Source organism: Reyranella sp., from assembly GCF_044224635.1.
GTDB lineage: Bacteria > Pseudomonadota > Alphaproteobacteria > Reyranellales > Reyranellaceae > Reyranella.
Genome location: NZ_JBGAKA010000009.1, coordinates 189951 through 200218, shown reverse-complemented (window position 1 = coordinate 200218; position 10268 = coordinate 189951). Strand labels below are relative to the sequence as shown.

The 10268-nt window shown below is 67.0% G+C and carries 10 protein-coding genes; 5 read left to right on the top strand and 5 right to left on the bottom strand.

What is annotated here, in order from left to right:
• Nucleotides 1-220 precede the first annotated feature (220 nt).
• The 3 genes from ACILR9_RS11520 to ACILR9_RS11510 form a co-directional block, all read right to left on the bottom strand.
• Nucleotides 221-532: a hypothetical protein gene (locus tag ACILR9_RS11520; RefSeq protein ID WP_395710058.1), complete on the bottom strand. Its 312-nt coding sequence runs from the start codon at nt 530-532 to the stop codon at nt 221-223.
• A gap of 203 nt (nt 533-735) precedes the next feature.
• Nucleotides 736-2247 (bottom strand): M14 family zinc carboxypeptidase, encoded by a 1512-nt coding sequence (locus ACILR9_RS11515; RefSeq protein ID WP_395710057.1) that lies wholly within the window; start codon nt 2245-2247, stop codon nt 736-738.
• 46 nt (nt 2248-2293) lie between these two features.
• Nucleotides 2294-3124 (bottom strand): phytanoyl-CoA dioxygenase family protein, encoded by an 831-nt coding sequence (locus tag ACILR9_RS11510; RefSeq protein ID WP_395710056.1) that lies wholly within the window; start codon nt 3122-3124, stop codon nt 2294-2296.
• Nucleotides 3125-3206: 82 nt separating this feature from the next.
• On the opposite strand from ACILR9_RS11510, the gene ACILR9_RS11505 reads away from it, so the two are divergent.
• The 5 genes from ACILR9_RS11505 (at nt 3207) to ACILR9_RS11485 (ending at nt 7905) form a co-directional block, all read left to right on the top strand.
• Nucleotides 3207-4433, top strand: a complete 1227-nt coding sequence (locus ACILR9_RS11505) for an ABC transporter substrate-binding protein (protein WP_395710055.1) — start codon at nt 3207-3209, stop codon at nt 4431-4433.
• Nucleotides 4434-4646: 213 nt separating this feature from the next.
• Entirely contained in the window at nt 4647-5531 is an 885-nt protein-coding gene (locus tag ACILR9_RS11500) for a branched-chain amino acid ABC transporter permease (protein ID WP_395710054.1), read from the top strand.
• Nucleotides 5528-6490, top strand: a complete 963-nt coding sequence (locus tag ACILR9_RS11495) for a branched-chain amino acid ABC transporter permease (protein WP_395710053.1) — start codon at nt 5528-5530, stop codon at nt 6488-6490. Before ACILR9_RS11500 ends, ACILR9_RS11495 begins: the two co-directional genes overlap by 4 nt.
• Nucleotides 6483-7211: an ABC transporter ATP-binding protein gene (locus tag ACILR9_RS11490; protein ID WP_395710052.1), complete on the top strand. Its 729-nt coding sequence runs from the start codon at nt 6483-6485 to the stop codon at nt 7209-7211. The genes ACILR9_RS11495 and ACILR9_RS11490 overlap by 8 nt, the downstream gene beginning before the upstream one ends.
• Nucleotides 7204-7905, top strand: a complete 702-nt coding sequence (locus ACILR9_RS11485; RefSeq protein ID WP_395710051.1) for an ABC transporter ATP-binding protein — start codon at nt 7204-7206, stop codon at nt 7903-7905. The genes ACILR9_RS11490 and ACILR9_RS11485 overlap by 8 nt, the downstream gene beginning before the upstream one ends.
• A 290-nt stretch (nt 7906-8195) precedes the next feature.
• Here ACILR9_RS11485 and ACILR9_RS11480 read toward each other — a convergent pair whose 3' ends face one another.
• Complete coding sequence (locus ACILR9_RS11480; RefSeq protein ID WP_395710050.1) at nt 8196-8990, bottom strand: hypothetical protein; 795 nt, start codon at nt 8988-8990, stop codon at nt 8196-8198.
• A gap of 156 nt (nt 8991-9146) precedes the next feature.
• Nucleotides 9147-10256, bottom strand: a complete 1110-nt coding sequence (locus tag ACILR9_RS11475) for a serine hydrolase domain-containing protein (RefSeq protein WP_395710049.1) — start codon at nt 10254-10256, stop codon at nt 9147-9149.
• Nucleotides 10257-10268 lie beyond the last annotated feature (12 nt).

Here is a 10268-nt window from a genome sequence, read left to right as displayed (position 1 = left end):
TTCGGCAATGTCTGGCATGCCACGCCCGGCGAGGTCGCCCGGCATTACATGGACACGATGATGGAGTGAGCCGATCGCGGTGTGCTGAACGACGGCGCACCTCTCTATTGTCATCCTGAGCGTAGCGAAGGATCTCATCGCCAGAGGTAACGGAGTACGCTCGTACCAGTCGGCGATGAGATCCTTCGCTGCGCTCAGGACGACAGAAAAGCAATTCCCGTCAGTGGCGGCGATCGACCGCGAGATCGACGACCAAGTCCGTGGACTTGGGCTCGTGGGGTTGAAGGCTCGAGGCGCTCGCGTCGGCCCAGTGGGCGATGTTCACCACCACGCCCATGCCGCCGTCGGTTTTCTCCGGCTCGACGGGTTCCACGATGTTGAGGCCATTCCTGTCGAGAAAGTAGGTATGCTCGCCGAACAACTCTTCGAGCCTGGTTATCGCCGGATGCTCGGCTGGAATGGCTTGAGCGTTGGGTTCGTCGGCGTTCAGTTGACGCAAGGTCTGCTCGATCTGTGCAGAATTCATCTTCATCGCGCGTTCCTCGTGATTGGGGTTTCCGTTCGGGCATCGCGTCGTGCGGAGGCCTTCCAAACGGAATGACCGTGGGCCGACAGGCATCGAGGGTCGGCCGTTCCGCCGCCGCCCACCTTGGAGCGACGATTCGTGCCGTCAACCCGATGCCGCAGAATATTGCGCAATGATCACAAGCCTAGGCGATAGCTCGGCCGGAGAGCTCAGAAACTCGTATCGTCCATCACCCGATACAGCGGCGCCTCCGTCTCGTCGTCGTTCATCGGGATGATGCCTGTGCCGAGGTAGCTGCCGGGGGAATCGGGTTCGAGCGCCGCGGCGACGACGCCGCAGGCCGGTTGGCCCATCGGCACGAAGAGCGCGCCGGCCGGCGCGTCGATCGTCGTTGCGCGCAGGGTGACGTTCAGCGACCGATCGGGATTGATCGATTCGCCGGCACGGCGCGAGGGCCTGCCGAGGCGCTCGACGTCGTAGGCTTCGACGGCGAGGCGTGCCGGCTCGGCGAGCCTGACGGTCCGTACCTGGAGCAGGGCCAGCAGCCCGGCAACGGCCTCTCCACTGCGCAGCACCAGGTAGCCGTGCGGTCGCGCGCGCTGCTCGACGGTCGCCAGCAGGCGGCTGTCGGCCAGGGTCACGGGCGTCGGCCGGGCCGCGCCGCTCTCCGGATCGACCAGAGGCAATTCCAGCGGCCGGCGAGCGAGCTCGTGAGCGACCACCAGCGGGCTGCGATCGGCTGATGCGGCACGCCGCGCCATCCTGACGGCGCTGCGCAGCGCAGGTCCTTCGTCGGCCGATGCGGCGAGCAGCGCCTTGGCCAGCAGATAGTGCGTGGCGACGCGCTGCTGGTAGCGCTGCAGCCCCAGCCCGACGCCGCGCGTCTCGATCAGGTAGGAGACGCTGCCGCGCAGGCCGAAGGCATTGCGCGCGATGCCTGGTGCGTTGCCGCCGAGCGACACCAGCAGGTCACTCTTGTCGGCGGCGGTGGTGACGTAGTCGTGGCTCGACAGGCCGTGACGCTCCAGCGTCGCCTCGAGCACCGGCCGGTAGAGGCGCCGGGCGATGTCGGTGAGGCTGCGCGGCACGCCGGGATGCGTCGCTTCCAGGATCATGACGTCGAGCGAGTGCGAGCCGCCGAACTTCTCGACCCAGCGGCGGGCGACGCTGAACTCGTGGTGATCGAACACTACATCGGGCGGCAGGCGCTGCATCGCGGCATGCAGCGCCCGCGATTCGTCCTGGCTCAGCAGCAGGTGGTCGCGGTTGAGGTCGTTGCCGCTCGCCAGCACGCGCTGGTCGGCCGCGGCGCCGTCCGGATTGATGCGTGGCACGATCACGATGCTCAGCCGCTCCAGCAGCGGCGCCAGCTCGCCGGTCGCCAGCGCCGCCGCCAGGACCAGCATTGCCTCGCCGCCGGCATGCTCGTTGCCGTGCTGCTGGGCGACCAGCCAGATCACCGGGCGCTCGAGCGCCGCAATCGCCTCCGGGTCGGCGAGGCCTTCACGGGTAAAATGGAGCACCGGGATGTCGCGGCCGAGCTGCGATCGGCCGAGGCTCGACAGCTGCGCGTGAGCAGATGCCCGGGCGAGGCCGGTCACGAAGTCGACCATGGCGTCGTGGGTCGTGAACGACGGCGCTCCGTAAGCAAATCCCGGGCTGATCAGCGGGACGTCGGCGAACGCCGAGGGCTCTGTGCCGGACAGGTCCGCGACGGTCACCGCGGGCGCGGGCGTGTCCTGTCGCATCAAGGGGTGCCCGAGCCCGTCACTCCGCCGCCTGGCTGAAACCCTGGTTCTGGCGCAAACGGAACAGGCGGACGGCCTCGGCATGCGCGGCCTGGGCCTGCGGCGACATCGGCGTCTTGAGCCGCTGCTCGGGCAGGAAATGGCCGTAACGATCCTGGCCGCGCACCAGCAGCGCCGAGGGTTTCACCGATCCGAGCGGCCGAACGTGCGCGGGGATGAAGCTGATGCCGAGACCCATCCGGCGATCGTCGTTGTCGTTGCCCGGTGAGCAGTGGACCAGCGAGGTGTGATGGAGCGACAGCTCGCCGGCGTGGAGCGGCATGGGCACGCCGGTCTCGCCGTCGAAGCGCTCGCTGATGCCCTGCCCGCGCATGATCATGTTGTGCGCACTCGGCTTGTCGTCGTGCTCGATCAGGGGCAGGCGGTTGGTGCCGGGAATCACCCGCATGCAGCCGGCGCATTCCGAGGCCTCGGACAGCGCCACCCAGGCGGTCACGTGGTCCAGTGGATCGAGATAGAAGTAGGCACCATCCTGGTGCCATCGCACATGCGCCGGCGAGTGCGGTTCCTTGATCCACATGGTCGCGTGGTAGACGAGGATGTCGGGCCCGACCACGTCCTCGACGGCATCGAGCACCTTGGGATGATGCACGAGGATGTCCGCCCAGCGATACAGCAGGTACGACTTGCTCTTCTCCGGGTAGTCGAGCGGATGGCCCTGCTGGCGCTCCCAGTACTCGAGATCGGCGCGCAGCGCGCGAACCTCGTTCGCATCGAGAACCGGCACGGGAAATGCAAAGCCATCGCGCTTGTATTGCTCGACCTGAGAGGCAGACAGGATCTTCGGCATGGGACACTCCGCGTGCTGGCAGTTGTCGCTCCGCACGCTCTATCGTAGCGTCTCTGTCGGGGATTCAAGAAGGGGCTTCACCATGAAATCGAACACACGGACATTCTCGCGTCGCGGATTCGTCGCCGGCAGCACGGCAGTCGCTGCGAGCGGTCTCGGCTTTCCCGCCATCCTCGGCGCGCAGCCGGCGTCGGTTAAGGTCGGCCTGATCCATCCGGTCACCGGCTTCGTCGCCTACAACGGCCAGCAGAGCCGGCTCGGCGCCACCATGGCGGTCGAGGACGTGAACAAGGCCGGCGGCATCAAGGGCATGGGCGGCGCCAAGCTCGACGCGCTGCTGGGCGACAGCCAGTCCAAGGTCGAGGTCGGCGTCAGCGAAGTCGAGAAGATGAACGAGCAGGGCGTGGCGGCCTATATCGGCTGCTTCCAGAGCCCGGTCGGCATCGCCGCCAGCCAGGCTGCCGCGAAGTACAACACGCCGTTCCTGATCGATGTCGGCGCTTCCGACCTGATCGTCAATCGCGGGCTGAAGAACGTGTTCCGGCTGAAGCCCGGCTTCGGCGTCTGCGTCGATCAGGGCATCGCCTCGCTGGGCGCGCTCAACAAGGCGGCCGGCGGGCCGGCCAAGACGGCAGCGATCGTCCACGAATCGGGCGAATTCGGCACCGGCACGGCCAAGCTGCTCGCCAGCAAGCTGCCGTCGATCGGCATCGAGCCCAAGGAGCTGATCGCGCACGACAACCCGACGCGCAACTTCGACAACATCGCCCTGCGGCTGCGCTCGATGGCGCCCGACATCATCATGATGTCGAACTACGGCAACGAGTACATGCTGCTGGCGCGCACGCTGTTCCAGCAGAAGGTCAACGTCGCCGGCTTCTTCTCCATCCTGGGCGGCGGCTTCAACTACAAGTTCGTCAAGGAGATGCCGGACGTCTCTCAATACATGATGGACGTCAACCACTGGTACAATCCGCGCTCCGACAAGGCCAATGCACTGAAGAAGCGCGTCGAGGCGGGCGGCGCGCTGTTCACCTTCGAGGTCTATCTCAGCTACACCAACGTCATGCTCCTGGCCGATGCGCTGGAGAAGGCCGGCTCGGCCGACAAGGAGAAGCTCACCGCGGCGCTCGCCGCCTCGGAATTCAAGGCCGAGCTGATGCCCTACGGCCCGACCAAGTTCGCCAACGGCCAGAACCAGGGCGCCCGGCCCGCGGTGATGCAGTCGCTCAAGGGCGATATCGAGGTGATCGCGCCGGAAGACGTGACCTCGGCCAAGGCGGTGTTCCCGCGGCCGAAGCTCGGGTGAGGTCATGGCTTTTCGCCGGGAGCGCGCCACTTGAGGCGGAGTAACCTCCGCCGACATGGCGCTCATGCTCTTCTCCTCCCCAGCTTCGCTGGGGAGGTGCCCCGTCATACGGGGCGGAGGGGTCATGAGTCACAAAAAGCAGCGGGGCCATGACTCATGACCCCTCCGTCGCCGTAAGACGGCGACACCTCCCCAGCTTTGCTGGGGAGGGGAATGATTGCTAGCGTGCTCGATCCCCAGATCATCTTTGCCGGCGTGCTGAACGGGCTGTTGGCCGGCGGCGTCTATGTCCTGGTCGCCGTCGGGCTGACCCTGATCTACGGCGTCCTGCACATCATCAACTTCGCCCATGGCAGCCTGCTGATGCTGGCCATGTACGCGGTGTTCTGGCTGTGGCGGCTGCTGGGGATCGATCCCTACGTCGCCCTGCCGGTCGTGATCGCCGGCGCCTTCGGCTTCGGCTACCTGCTCTATCGCGGCATCATCGGCCGCTTCAGCCATGGCCGTGACGAGAACATCCTGCTGATCACGCTCGGCCTGTCGATCGTGATCGACAATGCCGCGCTGCTGTTCTTCGGCGGCGACACGCAGACCATCGACGTGCCCTATGCCGGACGCTTCGTCGAGATCGGCGCCGCCTTCCTGCCGCTGCCCAAGATCGTGTCGTTCGCCGGCTCGCTGCTGCTCTGCGCCGTGCTCGGCCTCTACATGGCGAAGAGCGACACCGGCAAGGCGATCCGCGCCGTCGCCAAGGAGCGCCAGGGTGCCCGCCTGGTCGGCATCGACGTCGAGAACATCTTCGCCATCTCCTACGGCATCGGCATCGCCTGCCTGGGCGCGGCCGCCTGCCTCTTGATGCCGAGCTACTACGTGACGCCGACGTCGGGGCATGCCTTCGTGCTGGTCGCCTTCACCATCGTGGTGCTGGGCGGCATGGGGAGCTTCATCGGCGCCGCGGTCGGCGGTTTCATCATCGGCATCACCGAGGCGCTGGGCGGCCTGTTCCTGGGCGAGCAGCTGGGCCAGATCGGCATCTCGCTGATCTTCATCCTGATCCTGTTGCTGAAGCCCACCGGCCTGTTCGGGAGCCGCGCATGACCCGGGCCGCCCTGCTCTGCCTCGGAGCTCTCGCCGCGGCGCTGGTCTATCCGCTGCTGGTGCCGAACTACCTGGTGAACATCGGCATGCTGATGCTGTTCACCGCCTTTCTCGGCCAATCCTGGAACCTCGCCGGCGGCTATGCCGGCCAGACCTCGTTCGGCCATGTCGTGTTCTTCGGCGTCGGCGCCTACACCTCGACCATCCTGCAGGTGACCTACGGCTGGAACCCGTGGCTCGCCTGGCCGATCGCCATGGCAGCCGGCGGCGCGGTCGGCTGGATGATCGCCGTGCTGTCGTTCCGCGCCGGCCTGCGCGGCTCCTACTTCGCGCTGATCACGCTCGCCTTCGCCGAGGTCTTCCGCATCCTCGCCAACTCGGTGCCGTTCACGCGCGGCGGCCTCGGGATGCTGATCAAGGCCGACCAGCGGCCGATCAATTTCCAGTTCAAGGACCCGATCTGGATCTACTATCTCGCGCTGGTGCTGTGCGTGATCTCGCTGCTGATCGCCTGGCAGATCGCACGCAGTCGCTTCGGCGCCCGCCTGGTGGCGATCCGCGAGAACGAGGATGCCGCCCGCGCGCTCGGCATCGACGTCTTCGCCGAGAAGGTGAAGGTGCTCACCCTGTCGGGCGCGATGTGCGCGGCCGGCGGCACCTTCTATGCGCAAAAATACCTCTACATCGATCCGTCGATCGCCTTCGGCGTCGACAAGTCGGTCGAGATGCTGCTGGTCAGCATGGTGGGCGGCGCCGGCACCATCTTCGGCCCCCTGATCGGCTCGGTGGCCCTCACCGTCATCAACGAGGCGACGCGCAGCCTGGCCAGCGTCGTGCCGGCGCTGAAGAACGTCCAGCCGCTCAGCCTGGTCGTCTACGGCGTCATGTTGGTGCTGATCGTCGCCCGCCTGCCCGACGGGCTGATGGGCCTGTTCCGTCGCCGGCCGCGCCATGCTTGAGGTGCGCGAGCTGTCGAAGTCGTTCGGCGGCCTCAAAGCCGTCGACAAGGCATCGCTCGACGTGCGCCAGGGCGAGATCGTCGGCCTGATCGGTCCCAACGGCGCCGGCAAGACGACGCTGTTCGCCGCCATCGCCGGGTTCCATGCCCCGGACAGCGGCCACGTGGCATTCGAAGGCCGCGACATCACCGGCCTGGCGCCGCACCGGATCTGCGCCGCCGGCATGGTGCGCACGTTCCAGATCACCCAGCCGTTCGCCAAGATCAGCGTGCGCCAGAACATCATGGTCGGCGCCTATCTGCACACGGCAGACCGCCGGCTGGCGGCACGCGAGGCCGAGGCGGTAGCGGAAACTGTCGGCATGACGGATCAGCTCGACCAGCTCGGCGCCGATCTCACCGTCGCCGGCCGCAAGCGGCTCGAGCTCGCGCGCGCGCTCGCCACCGGACCGCGCCTGCTGCTGCTCGACGAGGTCATGGCCGGGCTCAACCCGACCGAGATCGTCGAGATCGTCGGCGTCATCAAGGGCATCCGCGACGCCGGCATCACCATCCTGCTGATCGAGCACGTGATGCAGGCGGTGACCTCGCTCGCCGAGCGCGTCTATGTCCTGAACCAGGGACGCATGATCGCCGAGGGCACGCCGGCGGCGATCGCCGACGATCCGCAGGTCATCGAGGCCTATCTCGGCCATGGCGCCGCCAAGGTGATGCGTGCTTGAGGTGACCGGCTTGCGCGCCGGCTATGGCGCCATCGAGGTGTTGCGCGGCATCGATCTCGCGGTCGCCGCCGGCGAGATCGTGGCCCTGCTGGGCAGCAACGGTGCCGGCAAGTCGACGCTGAACAACACCATCTGTGGCCTCTACCGGCCGTTCGGCGGGACGATCCGTTTCGACGGAAGCGACATCGCCGGCAGCCCGTCGATGCGCATCGTTGACGCCGGCCTGATCCAGGTGCCGGAGGGCCGCCGCGTGTTCCCCAATCTCTCGGTGCGCGACAATCTCGAGCTCGGCAGCTACCGCCGCGGCCGCGCCGCGCGGGCGCGCAACCTCGAGCGCGTGCTCGCGATCTTCCCGCGGCTCGACGAGCGACTGGCGCAGGCCGCCGGCACGCTGTCAGGCGGCGAGCAGCAGATGCTGGCGATCGGCCGCGGCCTGATGAGCGAGCCGCGGCTCCTGATCCTCGACGAGCCGTCGCTCGGCCTGTCGCCTCTGCTGGTCGAGGAGATGTTCGCCCTGATCGGGCGCCTCAATGGCGATGGCCTCGCCATCCTGCTGGTCGAGCAGAATGTCGTGCAGTCGCTCGCGATCGCCCATCGCGCCTACGTGCTGGAGAACGGCCGCATCACGCTCTCGGGCCAAGCCGCCGACCTCGCCCAGGACCCCGAGCTGCGCAAGAGCTACCTGGGGCACTGAGCAGGCAAAGAAGCAGCGCCGGGAGCGCGCCGCTCCGAGCTTTGACTCTATCGATCGAATGCGCGTCTCTCATGTCATCCTGAGCGCAGCGAAGGATCTCATCGCCAGAAGTTTCAACGCGCACTCGTAGCAGACGGCGATGAGGTCCTTCGCTGCGCTCAGGACGACAAGAAATGCGCCACTCCGTGGCACATCATCTTCTCGCCACGTAGAGGAAGAGCGCCACAGGAGCGGCGCGCTCCCAGCGCATGATCCTTCCGTCGGTGGAGGTGCCGACGCCGGCTTGCGGCCTACAGCCTTCCCGGTGCCCCCGTCGGGTTCCCGATCACCAGCACGATCGGCTGCCCCTTCGGGTTCTGGCCGCGCGCCACGAACTGGTCGCTGCGATCGCCCGGCCCTACCCGGTAGGTGCCGCTGCCCTCGAGGAAGCCGCAGGACAAGGTGAAGCGGCCGGCGCGCGCGTCGTCTGCGGTGAAGCTGCCGCTGCACGCCTTCGCCTGGTTCATGTTCTCGATGGTGAAGGGGACTACGCGACTGCGGCCCAGCAGGGCTTCGTAGCGGATGACGAGGTTGATGCGCCGCTCGTTGCTCTGGTCGTCGCGATAGATCAGGAGCAGCGGACTGTCCGGCGACTTCGACGGTGTCGCGATCTCCGGGGCCGCCGCGCGACGCCCCGAGAGCACGGCGCTCCGCCCTTCGCTGGCGTCGGCTTCGACGACGGCGCAGCGCGGCCAGGTCCAGCCGACTCGCATCGCCACCTCGAGGAAGCGGACTTGCCCAGCCGCCAGGTCGACGACGGCCGTATCGGAATTCTCCATCGTCGTGCAGCGCACGGCGTACTGGGCGGGATCGAGGTCGAGGCGCATCCAGGTGTCCGCCGTCAAACGGCCCAGGGGCTGCCGTCCAAGCTCGACGGAGACGGAGGTCGCCGCACCGAAGATCGATTCGCGGTAGATGTACAGCGCGGCCTGCTGCGGCAGCGCCTGGAACGCCTTGCCCTGCTTGTCCGCCTCGACCGGCGCGAGCGGCGCCGTGCTACAGGCCGACAGCAACACAACCAACGCTCCGAGCCAAGGTTGGCGCATCCCCTTGAGTCTCCCTCCCGTCCTGGCCCACAATCCTAGTGCCGGGGCGGCGCAAGGACAAAGGGGGCCAGCAGAGTTCCCTCTCGGAACGAGGAAGATGGGGTTGACCCGATCAGCTCTCGCCTGTCACCCCGAGCGTTGGCGACCGATCCTTCGTCAATTGCCAGACGCGTCACGCGGCTGAGAGGGATGGTCCATGACGGCAGGCAGGACGAACCGATTGAGAATCGCTGCCGGGATGTGGTGCCGGTAGTTGAACGCGTTGACAGCGACGACGAGATCGAGCAGGGGAACGATGAAGAGACGCTGGCCGCCGCTGCCGAAGCCCGCCGTCCACGTCAGTTCACGACCGTTCAACAAGGAACGACCGAGCCACCAGTGGTAGCCGTAGTATAGCGCCTGAAACCCTTCGGCATCGAGGTGCGGACACGTCGACTCGGCAATCCATTGGGCGGGCAGGATTTGCCTGCCCTTCCAGCGCCCCTCATCGGCAACCAGCTGGCCGAGCTTGGCGAGGTCGCGCGGTCGCAGCCGCAAGCCGCCGAACGCCGCGACCAATGCGCTGCCGGCAAAGCCCAGCCACTCGGTGTCGGTAATGCCGAGCGACCCAAACAGCGACTCGCTGGCATAGGTCTCGAGACTCCTGCCGACCGCCTTGACCAGCGCCGCCGCCAACAGCGTCGTGGCGCCACCGCAGTAGTTGAACGCCGCGCCGGGCGGCAAGGCCATCGGCTGCGCCAGCACGTAGCGGCAGGGATCTTTCGCTTCAAACAGCAGGCGCTCGTTGTTGGCCCGGCTCGTCCAGGCGACGCGCTCCTCCCAGCGCAGCCCATGCGACATGGTGAGAAGGTGCCGGAAGGTGATTCGGCCCTTCGCGGGCGTGCTGAGATCGACATGGTCCGGGAAGTAATCGATCACCGACGAGTCGAGTGGCGGAAACTTGCCCTCGCTCACCGCCATGCCGACCAGCAGTGAAATCACGCTCTTCGAGATGGACCTTATGTCGTGCTTCGTGGTCGGCGAGAATTGCACCGTCCCGGACCACGCCATCCAGCGTCGCTCGCGGCCGCGGAAATAGCGCTCGAACACAAGCTTGCCGCGCCGCGCGATGACGACGGCGTGAACATTGTGCCTGGGCCACTGCCTGAGAAAGGCGTCGAGACGAGAGAGCTGCGCCGCGTCGAGATCGACCTCGGCAGGCGAAGCAACCTCCCATCCGTCGTCGAGTGCTGGCGGCGCCGCGGGAGGACGATGAGGTGTTGGCATCGCTTCTCCGCT